The sequence below is a fragment of the Flavobacterium sp. TR2 genome (assembly GCF_025252405.1).
GTDB lineage: Bacteria > Bacteroidota > Bacteroidia > Flavobacteriales > Flavobacteriaceae > Flavobacterium.
This window is the reverse complement of the sequence record NZ_CP104307.1, coordinates 1,144,166-1,166,746: the sequence shown is the minus strand read 5'-3', so window position 1 is coordinate 1,166,746 and position 22,581 is coordinate 1,144,166. Positions and strand designations below refer to the sequence as shown.

Below are 22,581 nucleotides of genomic sequence, written 5' to 3'. Positions count from 1 at the left end.
AAATTGATTTGGAGAAGATTTGTAAAACAAAAAAGCCACTTAAAATAAGCGGCTTTTGAAATATTTAAAGAAAATGTTACTCGATTTCAGAAACTCTCATCGTGTTAACCATTCCTTTATCTTTAATTGGCATTGCTGCAAGGTTGATTAAATAATCTCCTTTTTGAGCATAACCTTTGTCGATTGCAATTTGATTTACATCTGTTACAGTATCGTCTGTACTTTCTTCATTATCATAGTAGAAAGATTTAACTCCCCATAATAAATTCAATTGTGTTAAGATTCTTCTGTTTGAAGTAAATACTAAAATATGAGCTGTTGATGGTCTCCAAGCCGAAATTTGAAAAGCTGTATAACCGCTGTTTGTTAAAGTACAGATTGCTTTAGCTTCAATTTCGTTAGCCAATAAAGCTGCTTGGTGGCAAACTGTTTTAGTAACAAAACGTTTAGTTTTAATTTGTGGCGTATTTTGCGGCACCTGAATAAGCGGAGAGTTTTCTACTGCTTCGCAAATTTGAGCCATTCTCTGAATTACTTGCACAGGGTAATTTCCTGTAGCTGTTTCTCCAGACAACATTACAGCATCTGCACCGTCCATTACTGAATTTGCAACGTCGTTTACCTCTGCTCTTGTTGGCGTTAAGCTTGTAATCATTGTTTCCATCATTTGTGTAGCAACGATAACCGGAATTCTAGCTGTCTTAGCTCTTCTGATCAAATCTTTTTGCACCAATGGAACTTCGTGTGCAGGAAGCTCAACACCTAGATCTCCACGAGCAACCATTAAACCATCGCAGTATGCTACAATTTTATCCATGTTCTCAAGAGCTTCTGGCATTTCAATTTTAGCAACGATTGGAATTTTATATTCTGAATGCTTAGCAATTAATTCTTGTAAATCTTGCAAATCGCGAGGAGTTTTCACAAATGAAAGTGCGATCCAATCTACTTTTTGCTCGATAGCAAAAATCGCGTCAGCAATATCTTTTTCTGTTAAAGCTGGCAAAGATATTTTTGTATTTGGAAGATTAACCCCTTTTTTAGATTTTAATTCTCCACCTTGAATAACTTTAGCAACAACCTCTGTCTTTTTATCTGTAGAAACAATTTCGAAAATAAGTTTACCATCATCAAGCAAGATGCGCTCTCCTGGATTAACATCATTTGGGAAATTCTGATATTTCATGAACACTCTTTTTGATGTTCCTATAATATCTTCAGCAGTTGTAAAAGTGATTTCATCTCCATCGTGTACAACAGTGCCTTCTTCCATTACACCCACTCTAAGTTTTGGCCCTTGCAAATCTCCTAAAATTGCTGTCGTATAACCAAACTCTTCGTTTAATCCTCTAATGATATCGATTTTTTCTTTTACTCCTTCGTAATCTGCATGCGAAAAATTGATTCTAAACACATTAACCCCTGCATCGATCATATCCTTAATGATCTCTCTTGTACTACAGGCAGGCCCAAGTGTAGCAACAATTTTGGTTTTCTTGTTTGTTAGCATTTTTTTTAAAAAATTAGATTGTTTTTTGATTTTATTTTGTCTGTATCAACGGCATAAATAGCCGCAATACTTTCTATTGTGTTTAATTTTTGTTGAATTTCTGAAAAATTAAGCGCCTCTTCGCTATTATCAATTTTCAGGAAAAAATCGACTTTTTTAAATTCAGGAAGTAAATGAATTGTTGTCGAAACCTCACTTGTCTCATTAGAAAACAAATTCTGGAAATCATTTGTACTCACAGAAATGATTTCATTTTTATTCTGAATTAAATTCCAGGAAACAGCTTTTTCTTCATCATAATAATAGAATCTCGAAAAATTTGCTTCACCTTCCTTAGTCTGAGCATGGATCTCGTTTTTGCTCTTACTTAAGTTGATCGGAAGGATTTTATTGATAAAATAGGCCAATCTATAATCTTCTAATGAAGTATGAATTGCCATTAAATAATAATCAATTTCGTCAAATTCGTCTAAATCCAATTTATGAATAGCCATGTCTTGAAAAATCAAGTTGTAAATATACTATTTCTAAACGGAGCATCAACAGTTATGACTTGCTTGTTTTGTTAAATTATAAACGAAAACGATGTAGTCTTGTGAGAGTTACAACATTTTTGCAGCTATTTCTTGTCAATTTTTTCTTGAAATGCAAAATAGGCTCTTTGAGATGCTTTTTCTTCTGCTTTCTTTTTTGAAGTTGCTCTCGCCCTCGCAACAACTTTATCATCAATACTCAATTTGACACCAAATAAACGCTGGCCATCTATACCGTTATCTTCAAAAATGTCATAATGAAAAACTCTTTTTTCCTTCTGACACCATTCAATAACCAAACTTTTATAACTTATAACTTTACCTTCTAGTCGTGCAATGTCGACATAAGGTGTAACGACTCTTTTTTGGATGAATTTCTCGCAAAAAGTATAGCCTTTATCTAAATAAATTGCTCCAATTAGAGATTCAAAAATATTACCATGAATATTTTCTCCAAAATGCTGAATTGGCACTTTGCTTTCTACAAACTGTACTAAATTTAAGTCTTTGCCTAATTCGTTCAAATGTTCACGGCTCACAATTTTAGAACGCATTTTGGTCAAATAACCTTCGTCCCCATTTGGCGCTTTATTAAACAAATGCGCAGCAATTACAGCACTTAACATAGCATCTCCTAAAAATTCTAACCGTTCATAATTAATAGGATGCCCATTTTGATCTAATTTATTAGACGAACGATGTGTGAAAGCCCGTCTGTAAAAATCTATACTAGAAGGCTGAAAACCAAGAATTTTCTGAATAGTGTCAAAAAAAATCCCGTCTTCTTGAGAACGGGATTTCGAAAATATTTTTTTGATAATATTCATATATAGAAAATTAATCAGCTATTTTTTTAAACAATACGCAAGCATTGTGTCCACCAAAACCAAATGTATTACTCATAGCAACATTTACTTCTCTTTTTTGAGGTTTGTTTAAAGTAAGGTTTAAAGATGGATCAATGTTCTCGTCTACAACTGTATGGTTAATCGTTGGAGGAACAATACCGTGTTGCATTGCCAAAATAGAAGCAATTGCTTCAATAGCTCCGGCAGCACCAAGCAAGTGTCCTGTCATCGATTTTGTAGAGTTGATATTGATGTTTTTAGCATGATCGCCAAAAACAGCGCTGATTGCTTTTAACTCAGCAACGTCTCCCAATGGAGTAGAAGTTCCGTGAGTATTGATATGATCAACCTGATCAGGTGTCATTCCAGCATCTCTCAATGTATTTTCCATTACTGCGATAACTCCAATTCCTTCCGGATGTGGTGCAGTTAAGTGGTAAGCATCAGATGACATACCGCCACCGCCAATTTCGCAATAGATTTTTGCACCTCTTGCTTTTGCGTGCTCATAATCTTCTAGAACTAAAGCTCCCGCTCCTTCTCCTAATACAAAACCATCTCTGGTTGCATCAAAAGGTCTTGAAGCTGTTTCTGGGCTTTCGTTTCTTGTCGATAAAGCGTGCATTGAGCTAAATCCTCCCATACCTGCAATTGTAACAGCAGCTTCAGAACCACCAGAAACAATAACATCGCACATTCCTAAACGGATGTAATTGAAAGCATCGATTAATGCATTTGCAGAAGACGCACAAGCAGAAACCGTAGTATAATTTGGCCCCATATACCCGTTACGCATAGAAATATGTGCAGGAGCAATATCGGCAATCATTTTAGGAATAAAGAAAGGATTGAACTTTGGAGTTCCATCACCTTTTGCATAGTACAATACTTCATCCTGAAAAGTCTCTAAACCTCCAATTCCTGCTCCCCAGATAACACCAACTCTTTGTTTGTTTACGTTATCATTTGTGATTCCAGCATCTTTAATAGCTTCATCACTGGCAGCAATTGCGTATTGTGCAAATTTATCTAATCTACGAGATTCCTTGCGATCCATGTAATCTTCAATATTGAAGTTTTTTACTTCGCAGGCAAATTTCGTTTTGTGCTTCTCGGTATCATAATATGTGATTGGAGCGGCTCCGCTAACTCCATTCACAAGTGCATTCCAATATTCTTGGATATTATTCCCAATAGGAGTAAGTGCACCTAATCCTGTTACAACAACTCGCCTTAATGCCATAAATATGTGTTTTGTACTTTAAACAAATAAAACCCACGCTTTCTTAACTTATTGTTACTTAAGAGCCATGGGAATTACAATATAAATATATCTTTTTGATTGAAAATCAATCGAAATTTAAATTTAAAAAAAATAATAACACCCGATTTTTAGAAAATCCAATTTTTCAAAAAACAAATTCCAATTTTTGGGATTTGAGCATTCAAATTTTGGAATTTTTAAAATTCGGGTGCGGTATTATTATTTTTTTGCTTCTTCGATATAAGAAATAGCTTGACCAACAGTAGCAATGTTTTCTGCTTGATCGTCTGGAATTTGAATATCAAATTCTTTTTCGAATTCCATAATAAGCTCAACAGTGTCTAATGAGTCAGCTCCTAAATCATTAGTGAAGCTTGCTTCTGTTACAACTTCGTTTTCGTCAACACCTAATTTGTCTACGATAATCGCTTTTACTCTTGATGCAATGTCTGACATAATCTTTAATTTTAGAATTTAATTTGTTGGCAAAAATAAAAAACTTTATTTTAAAACAACTATTTAGTTTATAAATGTGACACTAAATTATAAAATTAATTTCAAGAAAGGTCTTTTAAAGCTATTTATTTTCGATTTTTATTCCGTTTTTTGCACTCTCAAAACACACAACTTTATGAAAAAAATTATTGTTTTTGCCTCAGGATCAGGAACTAACGCAGAGAACATTATAAAATATTTTTCGAACACTGAAATTGCAAAGGTCGTTTCGGTCTTTACAAATAATGCTTCGGCAAAAGTGATTGAAAGAGCAAAAAATCATCAAATTCCAGTCGAAATCTTCGAAAAAAACGAACTTTTAGAAAGAAATGTGCTACAAAAAATACAAAAAATCGACCCAGATTTGATAGTTTTGGCTGGCTTTTTACTCAAATTCCCCGAAAATATAATCAACGAATATCCAAACAAGATAATCAATATCCATCCTGCACTTTTACCTAATTATGGAGGCAAGGGAATGTACGGAATGCACATACACAGAGCAATTGTAAACAATAAGGAAAAAGAAACCGGAATCTCTATTCATTATGTAAATGAACATTATGATGAAGGTGGCATTATTTTTCAGGCCAATGTAGCGCTAACAGACGAAGACACTCCAGAAACAGTTGCAGAAAAGATTCATGAACTGGAACAAAAACACTTTCCAGAGATTATTCATAGATTGCTACAATAATAATATCAATACCAATATCAATTTTAGATTAATTGGAGCAATCTGAAATCTAAAATCTGAAATCTAAAATAAATGAGTCACGAAGTACATATATACACAGACGGTGCTGCAAAAGGAAATCCAGGAAATGGCGGCTACGGAGTCGTGATGGAATTGGTGGGTACTCCACATAAAAAAGAATTCTACGAAGGTTTTCGGCTGACTACCAATAATAGAATGGAACTTTTGGCTGTAATTGTAGGTTTAGAAAAACTGAAAAAGCCAAATATGAAGGTTCTTGTCGTTTCAGATTCTAAATATGTTGTGGATTCTGTCGAAAAAAAATGGGTACTTGGCTGGGAGAAAAAAGGTTTTGTCGGAAGAAAAAACGGAGATCTCTGGAAACGTTTTCTAGTGGCATACCGCAAACATCAAGTCGATTTTAAATGGATAAAAGGACATAACAATCATCCGCAAAATGAGCGCTGTGATCAATTGGCTGTTATGGCATCCATGCAGCCGAAACTTTCGGTTGACGTTTATTATGAAACCATTGGATCGAAAGAATAACAAAAACGCATCAAATATTTGATGCGTTTTTTGTTTTTACTCTCTTACTTTTCTTCTTCTGCCTTATCTAAATCTTTGGCCATCCCAAATCCGATTAATAATCCAACTCCAGCCATTATGAATATGATCGAAGGATAAACCGCTCCATCATTCAAAGAGGTATAAGTGGTAATTAATAAGGCGATAAAAATACCTAAACCGCTTCCTATTAATAAAAAGGCAAGATTTACAACAAAAATTTTCCATGCCGGAACTCCTTTTCCTGCTCCTTTCAAAAATATACTGGCATCTACTCCTTTTTCTATCAGTGCCAAACGCTCTCTGTTTCTTGTTGAATAAATTAAATAAACGATCCCGAAGATCATCAAAAAAAGGCTAAGCGGTACTAAAACTTGTGGTCCCATAATTTTTATGTTTTTATAATTGATTGATACTCCATATGACGAAGGTTTTTAAAATCAGGTTACAACATTTGATGAAAAATTTCAAAAAACAAATCTAAAACACCAAAACTCGCTGATAATCAATTAATTTTGATTGTCTAAAACTTTGGCTAAGTTTAAAACTTTGACAAAGTTCACCCATACATATATATGTAAAGAATTAGATTTTTTGGAATTTGGAATTTTAAAAAAATTTGAAATTTATTTTCATCTTTCTTGTAACCTAAACAAACAACTTGTCGTCCTATATAATATGAGCACAATACCTGATCAACATTATATCGATAAAATCCTGAAGGGCGAGACCAATGCGTTTGCCGTTCTTGTAGACCGCTATAAAGATATGATCTTTACATTGGCGCTAAAAATGGTTAAAAACCGGGAAGAAGCAGAAGAAGTCGCACAAGACACGTTTATAAAGATTTATAGTTCGCTGACAAAGTTTAAAGGAGAGTCTAAGTTTTCGACTTGGATTTATAAAATTGCCTACAACACCTGTCTAGACCGTTTGAAAAAAAGCAAAAAAGAAGATCTGAATATTTCTATTGATGATTTTTCGTCCCATTTAATTAAAACGATGGACAATGCTTTGAGCACATTAGAAGAAAATGAACGAAAACAAACTATTCAGAAATGTTTAAATTTATTGCCAAGAGATGAAAATTTCCTTTTAACCTTATTTTATTTTGACGATCAGAATTTGGAGGAAATTGGAAAGATCATGAATATATCTGCCAATAATGCCAAAGTGAAATTGTTTAGAAGCCGACAGAAATTGGCCGTAATTTTGAGACAGCAGTTAGAACCAGAAATAATAGAATGTTATGAGAGAGAACGATAAAAATATAGAACAACTTATTGAGAAAATGATGGCTGATGAAAAACTGCAGTCGCCATCTATGGATTTTACTTCTAAAATAATGGCTGAAGTTCATTTTTTAGAAGAGAAAAAGCTCAAAACCTACAAACCTTTAATTTCTAAACCAATCTGGATTTCGATTGGATTGGCTGTGGCTGCATTAGTGATTTACTTCTCTTTATTCTCAGTTTCAGAAACTGATTTCAAAATTGACGAAATCGGGAAATTATATTCTAATAAAATTACGACAGCTTTTTCAGGAATTCATTTTTCTAAAAACATCTTGTATGCCATTTTGATTGTTCCCATTATGATCTTGGTTCAAGTTGGCATTTTAAAAAATTATTTTGATAAAAAGTACCAGCTGTAAAATATTCGCAATTATTTTCAAAAAAGTTGCATCTTAAATTCAAAAAACCTATTATAAACACTGCCAAAAATCATTTTTAAACCATTCATTTACAATAGTTTTACTTCGAAATAGCGACCATTTTTTTAAGAAAATTTTGAGAACCTAAACCGTTGCAAGATTGTAACTTATGAAGTATCTTTGCACCCTAATTCGAAATTCATAAAATGAATAAACTATTGATTGTTGGAACAGTTGCTTTCGACGCGATTGAAACTCCTTTCGGAAAAACAGATAAAATATTAGGTGGTGCTGCAACCTACATCGGATTATCAGCGTCATTTTTTAACTTGCAATCAGCCATTGTTTCTGTAGTTGGCGACGATTTCCCTCAAGAACATTTAGATCTTTTAACTTCAAAAAATATTGATATCTCTGGTATCGAAATTGTAAAAGGAGGAAAGACTTTTTTCTGGAGCGGTTTATACCACAACGATTTAAACTCTAGAGACACGCTTGTAACTGAGTTGAATGTTTTGGCCGATTTTCAGCCAAAAGTTCCTCAAAGCTACAAAGATGCTGATGTGGTAATGTTAGGAAACTTACATCCATTAGTACAGAGCAGCGTTCTGGACCAAATGGAGAAAAAACCAAAATTAGTTGTTTTAGATACAATGAACTTTTGGATGGACTGCGCTCTTCCAGAATTATTAGACGTTATCAAACGTGTAGATGTTATTACAATCAATGACGAAGAAGCAAGACAGCTTTCTGGCGAATATTCATTAGTAAAAGCAGCTTCTAAAATCCAAGACATGGGACCAAAATATGTGGTGATCAAAAAAGGAGAACACGGAGCACTTTTATTCCACAACAGAGAAGTATTCTTCGCGCCAGCTTTACCATTAGAAGATGTTTTTGATCCAACAGGAGCTGGAGACACTTTTGCAGGTGGTTTCTCTGGATTCATTGCGCAAAGCGAAAATATTTCGTTCAACAACATGAAAAATGCCATTATTTACGGTTCAAATTTAGCTTCGTTCTGCGTAGAAAAGTTTGGAACTGAAAGAATGGAAACGTTAAGCAAAGCCGAGGTAGCGATTCGATTACAGCAATTTAAGTCGTTAACTCAGTTTGACATAGAAATATAATGCCTAAGAGCCTCGATAAAACGGGGCTTTTTTATTACGTTAATACACACAACTTACAACAACACACAAATAACAAAAAACAATGAGCGACGCTTTAAAACACGAATGTGGAATAGCTTTGGTTAGACTACTTAAACCGCTTGAATATTATAAAGAAAAATACGGAACTGCTTTCTACGGAATCCAGAAGATGTATTTAATGATGGAAAAACAGCACAACCGTGGACAAGACGGAGCTGGTTTTGCAAGCATAAAATTTGATGTTGATCCAGGACAGCGTTACATTAGCAGAGTGCGTTCTAATCACTCACAGCCAATACAAGATGTTTTTAAGCAAATCAACGAGAGAATCAGCGAGGAGTTAAAAGCACATCCAGAACTAGGTGACGATATGAAAGAGCTAAAAGCAAATATCCCTTATGTTGGAGAATTGTTTTTAGGACACGTTCGTTACGGTACTTTTGGGAAAAACAGCATCGAGAGTGTTCACCCATTTTTGCGTCAAAGCAACTGGATGCACCGCAACCTGATTTTGGCAGGAAACTTTAATATGACAAATGTTAAAGAACTTTTCGAAAACTTGGTTGAACTTGGACAGCATCCAAAAGAAATGGCTGATACCGTTACTGTAATGGAAAAAATCGGTCACTTTTTAGATAAGGAAGTAATGCAATTATACCAAGATTGCAAAGCTGAAGGTTACTCAAAAAGAGATGCTTCTCCAGTAATTGCAGAGCGTTTAGACATTGCTAAAATTTTAGCTCGTTCTGCTAAAAACTTAGACGGTGGCTATGCTATGGCTGGTTTATTAGGTCATGGTGATGCATTTGTTTTTAGAGATCCAGCAGGAATTCGTCCAGCTTATTACTATCAAGATGACGAAGTTGTCGTTGTAGCTTCTGAGAGACCGGTTATTCAGACCGTATTTAATGTTCCTTTTGAAAGTGTTCAGGAAATCAACCCAGGAAATGCGTTGATTATCAAGAAAAACGGCAAAGTTACCATGAACCAAATTTTGGAGCCAACTGCTTTAAAAGCTTGTTCTTTTGAAAGAATTTATTTCTCTAGAGGAAGTGATGCAGAAATTTATCAGGAGCGTAAAGATTTAGGAAAACTAATTTTACCTGCTGTTCTTAAAGCAATTGACAGCGATACAGACAACACTGTTTTCTCATACATTCCCAATACAGCCGAAACATCATTTTATGGTTTAGTAGAAGCTGCTCAGGATTTCTTAAATCAGAGAAAAAACAATTATATTCTAGAAAACAGAAATACATTAACTGCAGAGACACTTCAGGAGCTTTTATCTGTAAAAATACGCACAGAGAAAGTAGCCATTAAAGATGCTAAACTTAGAACTTTTATTACTGAAGACAGCAGCCGAGACGATTTGGTCGCTCACGTCTATGATGTTACGTATGGCGTAATCAAACCAGAAGATAATTTAGTTATTATTGACGACAGTATTGTTCGCGGTACTACATTGAAAATGAGTATCATTAAAATGATGGATCGTTTGAAGCCAAAACGTATCGTAATTGTTTCATCTGCACCACAAATTCGCTATCCAGACTGTTACGGAATTGATATGGCAAAACTAGAAGGTTTAGTTGCATTTAGAGCTGCCCTTGCTTTATTGAAAGAAAGAAACTTGTATCATATTGTAGATGAAGTTTATGCTAAATGCAAAGCACAAGAAAATTTTGCAGACAAAGATGTAGTAAATTATGTTACAGCAATATACGATCAATTTACAAACGAAGAGATTTCAGATAAAATTGCAGAAATGTTAAGCTCACCAGAAATTAATGCCGAGGTAAAAATCATCTTCCAAACGGTAGAAGATTTACACAAAGCGTGTCCTAAAAATTTAGGCGACTGGTACTTTACAGGAGATTACCCAACTCCTGGTGGAAATAGAGTTGTAAATCGTGCTTTCATGAATTTTTATGAAGGAAAAGATGCTCGAGCTTATTAATAAAATACTAATAAAAGGTTAAATTGTGCATTTCATCGGTTTTTTTTGCCGTTCATCCTATTTCTTTGGTGAAATTGAAAAGCTATGATACTTTTGAAATACCATAACATTAGTAGGTTAAGTTTATGGTAGATTTGGGGCAAAAAGGGTGGAAGCAATTCCACCTTTTTTATTGGAATAAACTCAACATATTTATAAACAGCCGATTATATTCTCTTCATCGGATATACTTACCTTTCATCTGAAATTTTTTCTTCGCAAAAATAACTGCCATACATTTACTGGACCATAACATTAGTAGGTTAGTTTATGGTAGATTTGGGGCAAAAAAGGCGGAGTAACTTCCGCCTTTTTTAATTTAAATCATAAATAACTGAAAATCAATACTTTAACTGTTGTTTATCGAGTATAATTGCATTTCATCTAAAATTTTTTCTTTATAAAAATTCCCGCCATACATTTACTGAACCATAACATTAGTAGGTTAGTTTATGGTAGATTTGGGGCAAAAAAGGCGGAGTAACTTCCGCCTTTTTTATTGGAATAAACTCAACATATTTATAAACAGCCATTGCAAGCGTTTTATCGGATATTATTGCCTTTCATCTGAAATGTTTCGTTCAAAAAAATATCTCCTATACCTTTACTGGACCATAACATTAGTAGGTTAAGTTTATGGTAGATTTGGGGCAAAAAAGGTGGAATCTCTTCCACCTTTTTTATTTTCTTTTTCTAGCGTATCGAAGAAAGAGCATAGGAAAAACGGTTATAAATGAAATATATAGACAAAAAAAAAAAGACGAGTAACTTTTCAGCACTCGTCTTTTTTCTTTACTCTATTATTTTATTATTTATCTAAAGCAAATCTTCTAGCCACTTCTGTCCAGTTAATTACACTGAAGAAAGCCTCAATATAATCTGGTCTTCTGTTTTGGTAGTTTAAGTAGTAAGCGTGCTCCCAAACATCCATTCCTAAGATTGGAGTTCCACCGTGACCAGCAACTTCTGGCATTAATGGATTATCTTGATTTGGAGTACCTACAACTTCTAATTTTCCTCCTTTTTGAACTGTTAGCCAAGCCCATCCAGAACCAAATTGTGTAGCACCAGCTTTAGCAAATTTTGCTTTAAATTCTTCGAAAGATCCGAAAGAAGCTTCAATTGCAGCTAATAAATCTCCTGTTGGCAAACCTCCTCCGTTTGGAGACATTACAGTCCAGAATAAATTGTGGTTGTAGAAACCTCCACCATTGTTACGAACTGCAGCGTTAGATTTATCTAAGTTGATTAAGATATTTTCGATAGTTTTTCCCTCTAAATCTGTTCCAGCGATAGCTGCGTTAAGATTTGTAGTGTATGCGTTGTGGTGCTTTGTATGATGGATTTCCATTGTACGTGCATCAATATGTGGTTCTAATGCATCGTATGCATAAGGTAATTGTGGTAATTCAAAAGCCATGGTATTATGATTTTTATGGTTTATAATATATTTATTCCAAATTTAGACATTTAACTTTGGAATTGAAAATACTATTTCGTTATAATTGAATTAAATTCACTGATAATTTACATTTTTACAATATAAACACCTGAAAATCTTTATTTTCCATTAAACGTGGTCATTGTATTTTCTAAACCAGCCGTTCCGAAAGTTTTAATAATTTCTGCTGAAGTTTCTAAACGCTCTGGCAATTTTGCTTCTTCTTCAGCATTCCATTCTCCTAAAACATAATCTACCTGCTGTCCTTTTTTGAATTGGTCGCTGATCCCAAATCGATAACGGGTATAATTTTGTGTATTTAAAACTAAATTGATGTTTTTAAGTCCGTTGTGGCCACCGTCGCTACCTTTTGGCTTAATGCGAATGGTTCCAAATGACAGGTTTAAATCGTCTGTAATGACCAAAATATTCTCTAGGGGAATATTTTCTTTATCCATCCAATATTTTACTGCTTTACCGCTTAAGTTCATATAAGTATTTGGCTTTAAAAGGAAAAAGGTTCTTCCTTTAAATTTATATTCAGCCAATGCACCCAATTTTACGGTTTCGAATGAAAGTCCTTCTTTTTTAGCAAAAAAATCAAGCACTTTAAATCCGATATTATGTCTGGTGTTTACGTATTCGGCTCCGATATTTCCTAATCCTACGATTAAATATTTTTTCATGTTGTCTATGTTCTCTTCTTTTGGTGTTGATGAAAACAGTTTTGTTATCCATTTTATCATTTGGCAAAAGTAAGATTAATTAGAGAATGTGACAATTGGATAATTAGATAATTTCTTAAAGAGGGCTTCGACTCCGCTCAGCCTGACAAATATTATGTGTGTCAGGCTGAGCAATAAAAACCTTAACATCTCAACACCTTAGTCCCGAAGCCTCGGGATAGAGGCCCAAAAAAAAGCCCCAATCTTTCGATTGAGGCTTTTTGTATTGAGTGAAAAAAAATTATTTTTTCTTTCCTTTTGCAGGAGCTTTTGCAGCTTTTGCAGCTTCTTGAGCAGCTTTCATAGCAGCACGAGAGATTCTTACTTGACAAACAACAGTGTTGTCTGGGTGCATAATTTTGTACTCTGGTTTTCCAACTTTAGTAACATATAATTTGTTACCCATTTCAAGTGGAGTGATGTCAGCTTCAACGAAATCAGGAAGATTTGCTGGTAAAGCTTTAACTTTTAATTTACGTTGGTTTAAACGTAAAACACCTCCCGCAAGAACACCTTTAGATGTACCAACGATTTTCACAGGAACTTCCATTGTGATTTCTTTATCATCAAATAATTGGAAGAAGTCGATGTGTAAAATTTTGTCAGTTACTGGGTGAACTTGGATATCTTGCAAAATTGCATTGAATGATTTTCCTTTTCCAAGTTCGATCACAACTGTGTGAGCGTTTGGAGTGTAAACCAAGTTTTTGAATGCAGTAACGTCTGCTGAGAAATGTACTGCTTGGTTTCCTCCGTATAAAACGCAAGGTACCTGTCCAGCATTACGTAAGGCTTTAGTTGACACTTTGCCCACGCTTTCTCTTTCTGATCCTTTAATTGTAATCGATTTCATTGTAAAAAAATATAGTTATTAAATAAATATTCTTATTTGCTGTAAGCTTTAAACCATAGGCTTTAGGCTTTTGTAATTGTGATATAGCTTACGGCTTAAAACCTAAAGCGTATAGCCTTTTTACATTATAAATTTTCCACTGATGGAATTGTTGTGGTGTACCATCTGCATTACCTCAGCAAATAGAGGCGCACAGCTTACCACTTTTATTTTCTTTGATTCTCTCTTTAACGGAATAGAATCTGTTACGATTAATTCTGTCAGTTTTGAGTTTTCAATTTTTTCATAAGCTCCGCCTGATAAAATAGCGTGCGTACAAATTGCTCTAACGCTTAGCGCTCCTTTTTCGATCATAAGGTCTGCCGCTTTCGCTAAAGTTCCTCCTGTATCGATCATGTCGTCTACTAAGATTACGTTACGTCCTTTTACTTCACCAATCAGCTCCATAGTGTCGATAACGTTGGCTGCTTTTCTTTGTTTGTAACAGATTACTACATCTGATTCTAAAAACTTAGAGTAAGCATATGCTCTTTTTGAACCTCCCATATCTGGAGATGCAATTGTCAGATTTTCTAATTTTAAACTTTCTACATATGGTAAAAAGATTGTAGATGCAAATAAATGATCTACCGGTTTTTCAAAGAATCCTTGAATTTGGTCTGCGTGCAAATCCATTGTCATGATTCTTGTTGCTCCTGCAGCTGTTAGTAGGTTTGCTACTAATTTAGCTCCAATCGGAACTCTTGGTTTGTCTTTTCTGTCTTGTCTTGCCCAACCAAAATAAGGCATAACCGCTGTAATATGTCTTGCTGATGCACGTTTTGCTGCATCAATCATTAACAACAATTCCATCAGATTATCTGCACTTGGAAAAGTTGAACATACGATAAATACTCGTAAACCTCTAATTGATTCTTCGTAAGACGGCTGAAATTCTCCGTCACTATACGTTGACATCGTTACTTTTCCTAACGGAATCCCGTAATCTTTTGCAATTTTTTCTGCAAGATAAACACTTTGTGAACAAGCAAAAATTTTAGCTTCTGGTTCTAGGTGCGACATTGTAATTTGTTGTTTTATTCCGATACTTTTCTACTATTAAACTTTATTAATCAAATAAAGCAGAATGCGCATAATTGTCTCGAATGTAGTTAGTTGTGTGTGCTTCGTTTTAACGAGGTGCAAATTTATAAAATTTATTGAACACTGAAAGCAAAATTTTAAGTATTTTTATTAGTTCGTTTAAAATTATTTTTTACATTTGCACCGTGTTAAAGGAATGACGCCATTTATGACTTCATTCTATTGCGTTAAAATAATCTCTTTTGGTTATTTTTTCGTCTGCTACGCCCGGATGGCGGAATTGGTAGACGCGCTGGTCTCAAACACCTGTGGGAAACCGTGCCGGTTCGACTCCGGCTCCGGGTACTTAAAGCCTCTGAAATCAATTGATTTTCAGAGGCTTTTACTTTTTAAGGTGATCTAAAGGGTGGCTAAAATTTAAATTATACTCTTTAATTTTTACCTGTAGTGAAAATTTGGGCAAATTCTAAGAAATTCACCTGATTCCCTTTATTTTCATAAATTATCACTTATTACTCCCTTACCAGCAAAGTAAATCACTATTTTTGTTTCAATAGTACTCACATTGCATACCATTAGAACTGCATGTGGGTCTTTTTTTTTATTTCCAGTAGACTGACAAAATAAAAACTTTAACAAATTCGACAAAAAATGCCTGTAAGCTTAATGTTTACAGGCATTTTTTTTAGTCAATACAAGCTATATAACATATTTTTTAACTATATAACATAATCAACATTACTATACTCAAGGGGAAAAACAATTGAATAACCATTAAGCCCCATTGATGTCTGTTTATAAAAACATATCTGTATTGGAGGCTTATAATCTATAAACTGATCCGCTTTATCTCTTTTTGTAGGCTCGAATAACATTCTTTTTATATACTTTGCACTCTTATTCCTACCAATCGAAGTATAACCCACCGCTCTAGTAGCCTCATATTTGAATAATTTAAGATCATCCTTCAGATATTTAAGCACTCTCGGCACAGTAGTTTTCTTATCCATTATACCTTCCGCTTTCATTATATCAATAGCGTTAGAAAATATATCCATGTGCTCAGTATCTCCAACTAAGTCAAAACAATTTTCGTCCGTTTTAATGCAATTAGCTTCGCAAATAAAATAATTATTAGCACAATGAACCTCTCCCCACCAATGAGCGCTATTAAGAAATTTTTCCCAAAAATAATACCCTTCCCCCAACCAAGAATTAGACCAATTACACTTATATGGCCCATGCATTTCAACTTCTTCAGGATTATCTTTATTTTTTAAAGTTTGATAAACTGTTAGTTTTTTACCCACAATCAGACAGCTTATAAAGTTATTGTACTATCTTTTAATGGCTGTTCTAAATCACTTAGATTTAAAGTTGGCAAAACAACTGGAGCTAAATTAGCTTGTAAAGTTACCATACTAACAAAAGCTCTTAAATAAGGAAACAAAATTGCAATTGCATTTCTATAGAAAAATGATGGTATCTCATCAATTGATTTTATATTTTCAAACACAAAAAGACCTTTACACTCTATCACAACATATGGCTTTTCAGGCTCATATTCTTCGTAAAATGCTTTAAACACAAATGTTATTTCAAATTGAGAATGTGCTGGTATAAAAGCTCCACTTGGAATAAATTCAACTTTCATATCGTTATCCCCTTTATTATCGATGTCAATATTTACTTTACTAAATAAATATTTATCTAATTGAAAAGCTGCTTTTTGAGTCATTGTAATTTATTTAAAATAGAATTGAATTAAAAAAATGAAACCCGAAGTTCGACTTCGGGTTGTTTATAATATTAGTAATTTGCACTTGATTGATGCCATTTGCATCAAGGCTCTCCACTGCATAATACTTTCGAGAATACTCTATAAATTCGTCAACAGCCGGGCCAATCTCGTCATATTTCTCACTTTTTGCCCAGTCACTTTTGATTTGTTCTTTAGGAGTTTCTTTAAAGTATTTTTTTAAATCCTCTAAAAGCGTACTCATAACAATTATTTTTGTTTGTTTTTCTTTAGTTTTTTAGTTTTAATTCTGAACAAATTTATACAAATGAAATTCATATAAAATATTCTTACATTATTTTTTGTTTAAATTTTGTTATTTATATCGATTACAAATAACATTATCCCTTAAAGGAGTGCAAAGATACATCAACAATTTATAGTATACAAATCTTAAGTCTTAAATTACAACTAATTTGTAAACAGACTTTCCAACATTGTTCGGATGCTTTACTGCACTATAAATTTACGAATAAAGAATAGATAACACACTAATATTAGTACCTATTTAACAATCTTTTTTTAAATTTTTATATACCCTCTAATTACAAAATCCTACATAAATGATTAAAAAAAGCAGTCATTTGCGAGCATTTTTTAAATCATAGTTTAACTGAAGATTCAAAAAATGTTTAGCACTACCTCCAAAAATAAGTTCTATTTTTAAAGCCATATGTGGAGTTATCGAAGTATGTCCATTAAGAATATTAGACATATGTGAAAGGTTAGTATTGATAAGTTTGGCAATCTTACTAACGGTCAGTTTTCTACCTTCCACAAGTTCCATCTTCAAAATTTCTCCAGGGTGAACATTCCTCATTTTTCTTTTCATGTCATAGTATTTTAAAATCAAAAAGAATATTAATAGCTTATACTAACTCGTCTTAGATAATACCACAATAGAATTTTGTATGGTGCAAAAACGCAATAGATCAATCTTTAGCTTTATTACTTTTTATAAATTTAAAATGCTTCATATAAGCTATCTTAAGTTTTTCATTGGCCTTAGGGGGGGTTAAAATCGCATCAACGAACATTTTCTTCTCTTGATCGGTCTTTAAAATAACATCCTTTTTCATATTCAAGTAAATATTAATTTTTTGTATGGTGCAAAAACGCAATACAATAAAGCCTTTTCAAGTAAACAAAGTTAAATGAAAAGGCTTTTTAATCCGCTAGATAATAGCATCTTTCAAAAAAATCGAATACCTTTGCAGTATAGTATCATATATGATACTATACTCGGCTTTTACACGTTTTCAGTCTTATTTTTCTTCAAGATAATAATTTACAATTTGGTCGGCGGTATCGCTCCAAAGATCAAAATACAAAGTTTGTTTGTTATCATCATAACCTAACTTTACATTTCTCAAGGTTTCGACCAAGATATTTTTGTTAAATATTTTGATTGTTCGATTTTCCTTAACATAGATATAATCATATTCGGCGATAATTTTATTTTCAGAAATCATTTGCGAGTCATTTTCACAAGAAGTTTCACCCTCTCTTAAAATTAATTTATCCGCCTTAAACTCCCATGTATTATCAAATACACATTCGTTTCCTGGAATTAAAGTCAGGTCTAAATAGTAATATCCATTCCCCATGTTAATAGGATTATTGACATGAGCTGCTCTGTATCTATACAATCCAATTAAATTTGGCTCTAAAACATCTGCTTCTTTTGTACAGGCCATTAAAGAGAATAATATCGTTAATAGCATAATTCTTGTGATCTTGTTTTTCATTTTCCTTTAATTTTAGTTAGTATTAATTTGTGTAATATTTAAGTCCAATTCCTGCAAAAGGAACAAAAGTGTTTAAATCCGAATTGGCATGATAATATCCATTCGCTTTAATGAAAAAATAGGTTCGTTTACTTATTAAATAATCTATACCTAATCCCACATAAGCACCATAAATAACCTCTGAATTATCTGGAACTATTTTCCCTCTGCTTAAGTCATAGTTTTCGTTGCGATAGAGCTCATAACCCAAAACTCCTCCTGCGTCAAAGTCTGCTATTAATTTTCTTCTTTTACTTAGATTTAGCGGAAAAGAATAACCTAAGCTTAGTGTAATGTCACTGTATTTTATTTTGTCAACTTCAGCACTGTATGTCGCATCAGTGAACAATGCAGAAACTATCATAGATTTTCGCCCTTGCAGAGAATAGTTGTATGTAACCATTGCACCATAACCATCTTTAGCAAAACCAATAATAGCGCCAATTGGATTTCTTTCATTTTGGGAATAACAGCTTATGAATCCCAACATTAATAGCATTCCCGTAAATATTTTATTCTTTTTCATTTGTGTTTTTTTTTGTTTAACTGTAGTCCTCCTTATATCCAGACAATATTTCTCTAGCCTCCATTTTTATTCGATCAAAAACATTTTCAATCTGTTCTTCTGAAATGACTCTTTTTTGCGGTAATTCTGTTTTTACAAAGCTTAAGTTTAAAGGAATTGATACTTTTCCCTGTCTTGGATTTCCTTCGCTTAAAACAGTGTAAAATGAACCTGTTTCTAATTGAGCCACATCTTGCACTTTAACAAGATCTCTTTCTTGATAGCTATAGCTAGAACCGCTTGTATTTTTAGGGTCTAGACCAAACATATTAGTTGACTTTGAGCGATTGGTAGATTCTATTAATTTGTCTTCTTTGCCAAACAAACTACTTACTCTTTTTGCTGTTTCTGGATTAGTAGTCCTACCATAAAACTGAGTTCCTAAATTGGCTAGTATTGTATCGGCGCGATCTTTTCCGTATTTGTCCACCATTTGTGCAATGTCTTGGCAAGCTAATATAGTAGCTACTTTATTGCTTCGTCCTGTTGCAGGCAATTGCTCAACTTTAGGTATAAAAACAGTCGGGAATTCGTCAATCAAAAACAAACTTTTTTCCTTTGACTGCTGATTGATCTGTTTACTTATTGAGGTTAATATTAAACCAATAACAGGCGAATACGTTTCGCTTAATGTTGGATCGTTTCCTACTACTAGAATAATTGGTTTATCTGGATCGTTTAAGTTTAAGCTAAAATCACTCTCTGAGGTAACAAAATATATTTCTGCAGTATTAATTTTTGATAATGCTACTTGTAAAGATGAAATCACACCTGACAACTGATTTTGCGCACCTTGACTATGAGCTGTAAGTATAGTAGCTATCATATCAACACACTTACTATTTCTTTGCAATAGATTCAATAAAGCTTCTAAATCAGGTTGAAGAATTAAGCTTATAGCGTGTGGTAATGTACAATACTTAGGATGCTCGTTTCTTAAATACCAAAAAACAGATGCTAATAAAGACAAGCTATTATCGCTCCAAAAGTCTGGCTTAGAAATCATTGAAGGATTTAAATTCGCTAAAATTGAATACGCAAATTCCCTGGCATAACTGTCATTTTTCATTAACTCAGGATGAATAGGATTCACTCTGTTTGTGATATTCATATTAGTAAAATTCACATACTTTCTTTCTACTTTTGAGTTTTGAAAAGCAGTTTCTACATATTTGGCTAGTTCTGGAAATTTGAAATCATAAACAACTCCCGTAAAATTTTTTCTACCTGCATCATAAATAATTGGTTCGACAGTAGACTTACTTTTTCCGCTTCCGGCACCTCCTGAAATAAACACACCTGCATAAGGGTTTTTTATTTCTACTTCTCCATTAAGTTCTAACTCTAGTGCGCTTGGATTAAATGATTTTCTTTTTAGTGGTTTCCCTTTGCTAGGTGATAATATTTTATACCTTATTAATTTTCTTTTTACTTTTTTATATAATAAAAATGCAATTATTATAAATGGAATATTGATTAAAAACAGGCAAAATAATGCCTCCAAAAAGAATCTTATGCTTTTGGGACTTATAATTCCCTTCCAAACAATGTGCAACATCGTTTTATAGCCTTGCCATAATGGTTTAAAAAACAAAAGCATAAATAAGACTAGTAAAACGATTAATACTAATTTTACAAGAGTAATTGGGCCTTTTTCTGTTTTTGCGTGTTCGTGTTTTATTTCTTTCATATGTTAGTTTTTAATTACCTCCCGATTCCTCTTCCTATTTTATTTCGTCTTTCTCCTTCAATCCCATCTAATTTTAGCCTATGCTGACTCATTTGTTCTTCTCTCGCTTTTTGCTGAATAGTTGTGGAGTTCACATGAAAATCAATTCCATTTAATCCATAATTTCCAGGTCTAAACTCTGGTTTTCCTGTCAATAATTGTTTACCTAAAAGTTCACTGTTCGCTTTTTCTACCTCTTTTTTTCCAAAGAAGAGAGGCTTTTTCTGAGGCGCAGTACTCATTAATTGATTATATTCTCTCTCTCTTTCTTTGAAAGCTTCATACTGCTTACTAACTTCTTCTTTTGCGAAGTCAAATGGCTTTTCGCTTACTGTTATTTTTTGATTTTCACGCTCAAAAACGAACTTCTCTTCTTCCTTTTTAAATCCATTTTGCATAAAAATTTTATCGGTGTCAGGATTTAAATTGCCATTTCTAAAAGCTGAACCGTGTTCATTAATCACTGTTCTGATTGCTTTGTTATAATCATCCTTAAACTGAATCTCTTTTTTTTCTTCTGGTGTTAGTTTCATACTTGTTAATTTTTGGTTACTATATAATTTATTATTAATGTTGTTCCACTTATAACCTAAAGCACTGCCTTTATGGGATTGGTTATTGTATCGAAATGAAATTCCGCATATTCCATTCTTATTCTGCATGAACTTAGTTTCTATAGCTTCTTTTCCCAGGGCATTCTTTAATTTTTCTGGTGTGTTAATTCCGTGGTCTTTTAAAGCTTCCGATACCTTTGCTTTAATATGATTTTTTTCATCTGAGATTTTCCTGTCTTTATCTCTGCTAAGAGTTTCCCTTTTCTTTTCTGCAACTACAGCTTTTTCCTCTTTATTCAGAAATCGATAGCCCTTTTCATTTGTTGGGTCATATACCACAGTTCTTCCTTCTGTTCTTCTCAGTCCCTGCTCTTTTTCTACTTTATCGCAAGCAACTTGCAGACGATTTACTATATAGCTTGTGTTTAGATTCTTTCCATCCAGCCCAACTTTATTAATAACAGCATGATAATGTTCATGCTTAGCATCATTATGCTTCATGAGCAGATATTGATTATTTTCTTTGTCAACACCCACTTCCTTTAATACTGCATTAACTGCTTTTTGCGCATTTTCTGGAGATAATTTCTCATCCTTATGAAAACTTACAGCAACATGCAGAACAGGTCTAGAAACGCGACTATTCTCATTTGCTAAAAAATGCATCTGCGAACTCATTTTTTGAGTATCACCGTATATGTTGTTTTTGGAAATTAGTTCTGGTTTTTCTTCTTCACTCAGATTCTTTTCATGCTCTTTCTGAACATAGGAAAGACAACCTTTGAATCCTGTACCTGTGGTAGCTGTAGCAATCATTTTTCAATTATCTTTTCGATTTTTTCTAAAAGATCTTCTAATAGCTTTTTCTCTGGAAGAGTTTTAATTTGATGAGCATATCTTGTGAGCTGATTTAAATTATTAGCTAGTCCCAATAGTGTTTTTCTATCTAAACTTTGCTCTTTCATTTCCGTAGAATTTTCCGCTGATATGTTTTTCAATTTTTGAAAAACTCTTCCGTTTATCATTATTTCTCTCCCATAATGCGAAACTCCAAAACCCGCTTTTTCTGCATTAGATTCTATTTTTGTTTTTTCCAATTCAGTAACTCGAATCTCTATTTTTTTACTGCGAACATCTTCTTCATTTTTATAATTCCCTTTCATAAAAAATGTTTTCTATCAATAATCTGAATGTGTTTTTTATAATGGTTTTAAAGAAAATTTAGCGAAGCGTTAAAAATTTTCAACCCCGTAGGGCAAGGTTCTAAATAAGGAGGGTCAATGTAACGGAGTGGAATTGTCCTGACATTTTAGCACCTTGCTCCTAAA

General features: G+C 33.4%; 26 protein-coding genes and 1 tRNA gene. 7 read left to right on the top strand and 20 right to left on the bottom strand.

What is annotated here, in order from left to right:
- Window positions 1–76: 76 nt before the first annotated feature.
- The 5 genes from pyk to N4T20_RS05475 form a co-directional block, all read right to left on the bottom strand.
- Window positions 77–1,510: a pyruvate kinase gene (pyk, locus tag N4T20_RS05495; protein WP_129745893.1), complete on the bottom strand. Its 1,434-nt coding sequence runs from the start codon at window positions 1,508–1,510 to the stop codon at window positions 77–79.
- A 5-nt stretch (window positions 1,511–1,515) separates the two neighbouring features.
- On the bottom strand, window positions 1,516–2,004 hold the full coding sequence (locus N4T20_RS05490) for an IPExxxVDY family protein (RefSeq protein WP_095930692.1): 489 nt from the start codon (window positions 2,002–2,004) through the stop codon (window positions 1,516–1,518).
- Between the two features lie 125 nt (window positions 2,005–2,129).
- Window positions 2,130–2,870, bottom strand: a complete 741-nt coding sequence (gene rnc / locus N4T20_RS05485) for a ribonuclease III (protein WP_260672083.1) — start codon at window positions 2,868–2,870, stop codon at window positions 2,130–2,132.
- A gap of 10 nt (window positions 2,871–2,880) precedes the next feature.
- Complete coding sequence (gene fabF, locus N4T20_RS05480) at window positions 2,881–4,134, bottom strand: beta-ketoacyl-ACP synthase II (RefSeq protein ID WP_260672082.1); 1,254 nt, start codon at window positions 4,132–4,134, stop codon at window positions 2,881–2,883.
- A 240-nt stretch (window positions 4,135–4,374) separates the two neighbouring features.
- Window positions 4,375–4,611 carry an acyl carrier protein gene (locus tag N4T20_RS05475; RefSeq protein WP_007137004.1) on the bottom strand — a complete coding sequence of 79 codons (237 nt, stop codon included), beginning with the start codon at window positions 4,609–4,611 and terminating at the stop codon, window positions 4,375–4,377.
- A 175-nt stretch (window positions 4,612–4,786) separates the two neighbouring features.
- Between N4T20_RS05475 and purN the strand changes: the two genes are divergently transcribed.
- Window positions 4,787–5,347: a phosphoribosylglycinamide formyltransferase gene (purN, locus tag N4T20_RS05470; protein WP_260672081.1), complete on the top strand. Its 561-nt coding sequence runs from the start codon at window positions 4,787–4,789 to the stop codon at window positions 5,345–5,347.
- Between the two features lie 72 nt (window positions 5,348–5,419).
- A complete protein-coding gene (rnhA, locus tag N4T20_RS05465) occupies window positions 5,420–5,896 on the top strand; it encodes a ribonuclease HI (protein WP_260672080.1) in 477 nt (158 codons plus the stop codon).
- A 44-nt stretch (window positions 5,897–5,940) separates the two neighbouring features.
- On the opposite strand, the gene N4T20_RS05460 is transcribed toward rnhA, so the two are convergent.
- Window positions 5,941–6,300, bottom strand: a complete 360-nt coding sequence (locus tag N4T20_RS05460) for a DUF6249 domain-containing protein (protein WP_260672079.1) — start codon at window positions 6,298–6,300, stop codon at window positions 5,941–5,943.
- A 292-nt stretch (window positions 6,301–6,592) separates the two neighbouring features.
- On the opposite strand from N4T20_RS05460, the gene N4T20_RS05455 reads away from it, so the two are divergent.
- From N4T20_RS05455 to N4T20_RS05440, 4 genes are all read left to right on the top strand, one after another.
- Entirely contained in the window at window positions 6,593–7,180 is a 588-nt protein-coding gene (locus tag N4T20_RS05455) for an RNA polymerase sigma factor (protein WP_260672078.1), read from the top strand.
- Window positions 7,164–7,568 (top strand): hypothetical protein, encoded by a 405-nt coding sequence (locus N4T20_RS05450; RefSeq protein ID WP_260672077.1) that lies wholly within the window; start codon window positions 7,164–7,166, stop codon window positions 7,566–7,568. The genes N4T20_RS05455 and N4T20_RS05450 overlap by 17 nt, the downstream gene beginning before the upstream one ends.
- A gap of 206 nt (window positions 7,569–7,774) precedes the next feature.
- Window positions 7,775–8,698, top strand: a complete 924-nt coding sequence (locus N4T20_RS05445) for a PfkB family carbohydrate kinase (RefSeq protein ID WP_260672076.1) — start codon at window positions 7,775–7,777, stop codon at window positions 8,696–8,698.
- Window positions 8,699–8,780: 82 nt separating this feature from the next.
- Entirely contained in the window at window positions 8,781–10,679 is a 1,899-nt protein-coding gene (locus tag N4T20_RS05440) for an amidophosphoribosyltransferase (protein ID WP_260672075.1), read from the top strand.
- Between the two features lie 847 nt (window positions 10,680–11,526).
- Here N4T20_RS05440 and N4T20_RS05435 read toward each other — a convergent pair.
- From N4T20_RS05435 to N4T20_RS05420, 4 genes are all read right to left on the bottom strand, one after another.
- The gene (locus N4T20_RS05435) at window positions 11,527–12,138 is read right to left on the bottom strand and encodes a superoxide dismutase (RefSeq protein ID WP_091490394.1); all 612 of its coding nucleotides are present in this window, start codon (window positions 12,136–12,138) and stop codon (window positions 11,527–11,529) included.
- Between the two features lie 140 nt (window positions 12,139–12,278).
- Entirely contained in the window at window positions 12,279–12,905 is a 627-nt protein-coding gene (gene pth / locus N4T20_RS05430; RefSeq protein ID WP_260672074.1) for an aminoacyl-tRNA hydrolase, read from the bottom strand.
- A 220-nt stretch (window positions 12,906–13,125) separates the two neighbouring features.
- A complete protein-coding gene (locus N4T20_RS05425; RefSeq protein ID WP_008465977.1) occupies window positions 13,126–13,737 on the bottom strand; it encodes a 50S ribosomal protein L25/general stress protein Ctc in 612 nt (203 codons plus the stop codon).
- Between the two features lie 120 nt (window positions 13,738–13,857).
- A complete protein-coding gene (locus tag N4T20_RS05420; protein WP_111368496.1) occupies window positions 13,858–14,799 on the bottom strand; it encodes a ribose-phosphate pyrophosphokinase in 942 nt (313 codons plus the stop codon).
- 286 nt (window positions 14,800–15,085) lie between these two features.
- Between N4T20_RS05420 and N4T20_RS05415 the strand changes: the two genes are divergently transcribed.
- Window positions 15,086–15,165: transfer RNA gene (locus N4T20_RS05415), tRNA-Leu, on the top strand.
- Window positions 15,166–15,539: 374 nt separating this feature from the next.
- Here the strand turns inward: N4T20_RS05415 and N4T20_RS05410 are convergent.
- The 10 genes from N4T20_RS05410 to N4T20_RS05365 all read right to left on the bottom strand — a co-directional run bounded on the left by N4T20_RS05410 (window position 15,540) and on the right by N4T20_RS05365 (window position 22,416).
- Window positions 15,540–16,130, bottom strand: a complete 591-nt coding sequence (locus tag N4T20_RS05410) for a hypothetical protein (protein ID WP_260672073.1) — start codon at window positions 16,128–16,130, stop codon at window positions 15,540–15,542.
- Between the two features lie 11 nt (window positions 16,131–16,141).
- The gene (locus N4T20_RS05405; RefSeq protein ID WP_260672072.1) at window positions 16,142–16,558 is read right to left on the bottom strand and encodes a protein-export chaperone SecB; all 417 of its coding nucleotides are present in this window, start codon (window positions 16,556–16,558) and stop codon (window positions 16,142–16,144) included.
- A 10-nt stretch (window positions 16,559–16,568) separates the two neighbouring features.
- Window positions 16,569–16,823 (bottom strand): hypothetical protein, encoded by a 255-nt coding sequence (locus N4T20_RS05400; RefSeq protein WP_260672071.1) that lies wholly within the window; start codon window positions 16,821–16,823, stop codon window positions 16,569–16,571.
- A 375-nt stretch (window positions 16,824–17,198) separates the two neighbouring features.
- The gene (locus N4T20_RS05395) at window positions 17,199–17,450 is read right to left on the bottom strand and encodes a HigA family addiction module antitoxin (protein WP_260672070.1); all 252 of its coding nucleotides are present in this window, start codon (window positions 17,448–17,450) and stop codon (window positions 17,199–17,201) included.
- Between the two features lie 100 nt (window positions 17,451–17,550).
- Entirely contained in the window at window positions 17,551–17,697 is a 147-nt protein-coding gene (locus N4T20_RS05390) for a hypothetical protein (RefSeq protein WP_260672069.1), read from the bottom strand.
- A gap of 186 nt (window positions 17,698–17,883) precedes the next feature.
- A complete protein-coding gene (locus N4T20_RS05385) occupies window positions 17,884–18,366 on the bottom strand; it encodes a hypothetical protein (protein WP_260672068.1) in 483 nt (160 codons plus the stop codon).
- Between the two features lie 22 nt (window positions 18,367–18,388).
- Window positions 18,389–18,931, bottom strand: a complete 543-nt coding sequence (locus tag N4T20_RS05380; RefSeq protein ID WP_260672067.1) for a conjugal transfer protein TraO — start codon at window positions 18,929–18,931, stop codon at window positions 18,389–18,391.
- Window positions 18,932–18,947: 16 nt separating this feature from the next.
- Entirely contained in the window at window positions 18,948–20,660 is a 1,713-nt protein-coding gene (locus tag N4T20_RS05375) for a type IV secretory system conjugative DNA transfer family protein (protein WP_260672066.1), read from the bottom strand.
- A 14-nt stretch (window positions 20,661–20,674) separates the two neighbouring features.
- Window positions 20,675–22,069 carry a relaxase/mobilization nuclease domain-containing protein gene (locus tag N4T20_RS05370; RefSeq protein ID WP_260672065.1) on the bottom strand — a complete coding sequence of 465 codons (1,395 nt, stop codon included), beginning with the start codon at window positions 22,067–22,069 and terminating at the stop codon, window positions 20,675–20,677.
- Complete coding sequence (locus tag N4T20_RS05365) at window positions 22,066–22,416, bottom strand: plasmid mobilization protein (RefSeq protein ID WP_260672064.1); 351 nt, start codon at window positions 22,414–22,416, stop codon at window positions 22,066–22,068. The genes N4T20_RS05370 and N4T20_RS05365 overlap by 4 nt, the downstream gene beginning before the upstream one ends.
- Between the last annotated feature and the right edge of the window lie 165 nt (window positions 22,417–22,581).

Coding starts and splice junctions, on each gene's coding strand:
- N4T20_RS05420 (WP_111368496.1), bottom strand. CDS start 14,799: ATGTCGCACCTAGAACCAGAAGCTAAAATTTTTGCTTGTTCACAAAGT.
- N4T20_RS05445 (WP_260672076.1), top strand. CDS start 7,775: ATGAATAAACTATTGATTGTTGGAACAGTTGCTTTCGACGCGATTGAA.
- N4T20_RS05450 (WP_260672077.1), top strand. CDS start 7,164: ATGAGAGAGAACGATAAAAATATAGAACAACTTATTGAGAAAATGATG.
- N4T20_RS05385 (WP_260672068.1), bottom strand. CDS start 18,366: ATGAAAAACAAGATCACAAGAATTATGCTATTAACGATATTATTCTCT.
- N4T20_RS05440 (WP_260672075.1), top strand. CDS start 8,781: ATGAGCGACGCTTTAAAACACGAATGTGGAATAGCTTTGGTTAGACTA.
- N4T20_RS05390 (WP_260672069.1), bottom strand. CDS start 17,697: ATGAAAAAGGATGTTATTTTAAAGACCGATCAAGAGAAGAAAATGTTC.
- N4T20_RS05375 (WP_260672066.1), bottom strand. CDS start 20,660: ATGAAAGAAATAAAACACGAACACGCAAAAACAGAAAAAGGCCCAATT.
- N4T20_RS05370 (WP_260672065.1), bottom strand. CDS start 22,069: ATGATTGCTACAGCTACCACAGGTACAGGATTCAAAGGTTGTCTTTCC.
- N4T20_RS05395 (WP_260672070.1), bottom strand. CDS start 17,450: ATGAAAAGAAAAATGAGGAATGTTCACCCTGGAGAAATTTTGAAGATG.
- N4T20_RS05380 (WP_260672067.1), bottom strand. CDS start 18,931: ATGAAAAAGAATAAAATATTTACGGGAATGCTATTAATGTTGGGATTC.
- N4T20_RS05365 (WP_260672064.1), bottom strand. CDS start 22,416: ATGAAAGGGAATTATAAAAATGAAGAAGATGTTCGCAGTAAAAAAATA.
- N4T20_RS05400 (WP_260672071.1), bottom strand. CDS start 16,823: ATGAGTACGCTTTTAGAGGATTTAAAAAAATACTTTAAAGAAACTCCT.
- N4T20_RS05435 (WP_091490394.1), bottom strand. CDS start 12,138: ATGGCTTTTGAATTACCACAATTACCTTATGCATACGATGCATTAGAA.
- pyk (WP_129745893.1), bottom strand. CDS start 1,510: ATGCTAACAAACAAGAAAACCAAAATTGTTGCTACACTTGGGCCTGCC.
- N4T20_RS05455 (WP_260672078.1), top strand. CDS start 6,593: ATGAGCACAATACCTGATCAACATTATATCGATAAAATCCTGAAGGGC.
- N4T20_RS05425 (WP_008465977.1), bottom strand. CDS start 13,737: ATGAAATCGATTACAATTAAAGGATCAGAAAGAGAAAGCGTGGGCAAA.
- N4T20_RS05490 (WP_095930692.1), bottom strand. CDS start 2,004: ATGGCTATTCATAAATTGGATTTAGACGAATTTGACGAAATTGATTAT.
- N4T20_RS05475 (WP_007137004.1), bottom strand. CDS start 4,611: ATGTCAGACATTGCATCAAGAGTAAAAGCGATTATCGTAGACAAATTA.
- purN (WP_260672081.1), top strand. CDS start 4,787: ATGAAAAAAATTATTGTTTTTGCCTCAGGATCAGGAACTAACGCAGAG.
- rnc (WP_260672083.1), bottom strand. CDS start 2,870: ATGAATATTATCAAAAAAATATTTTCGAAATCCCGTTCTCAAGAAGAC.
- pth (WP_260672074.1), bottom strand. CDS start 12,905: ATGATAAAATGGATAACAAAACTGTTTTCATCAACACCAAAAGAAGAG.
- N4T20_RS05460 (WP_260672079.1), bottom strand. CDS start 6,300: ATGGGACCACAAGTTTTAGTACCGCTTAGCCTTTTTTTGATGATCTTC.
- rnhA (WP_260672080.1), top strand. CDS start 5,420: ATGAGTCACGAAGTACATATATACACAGACGGTGCTGCAAAAGGAAAT.
- N4T20_RS05405 (WP_260672072.1), bottom strand. CDS start 16,558: ATGACTCAAAAAGCAGCTTTTCAATTAGATAAATATTTATTTAGTAAA.
- fabF (WP_260672082.1), bottom strand. CDS start 4,134: ATGGCATTAAGGCGAGTTGTTGTAACAGGATTAGGTGCACTTACTCCT.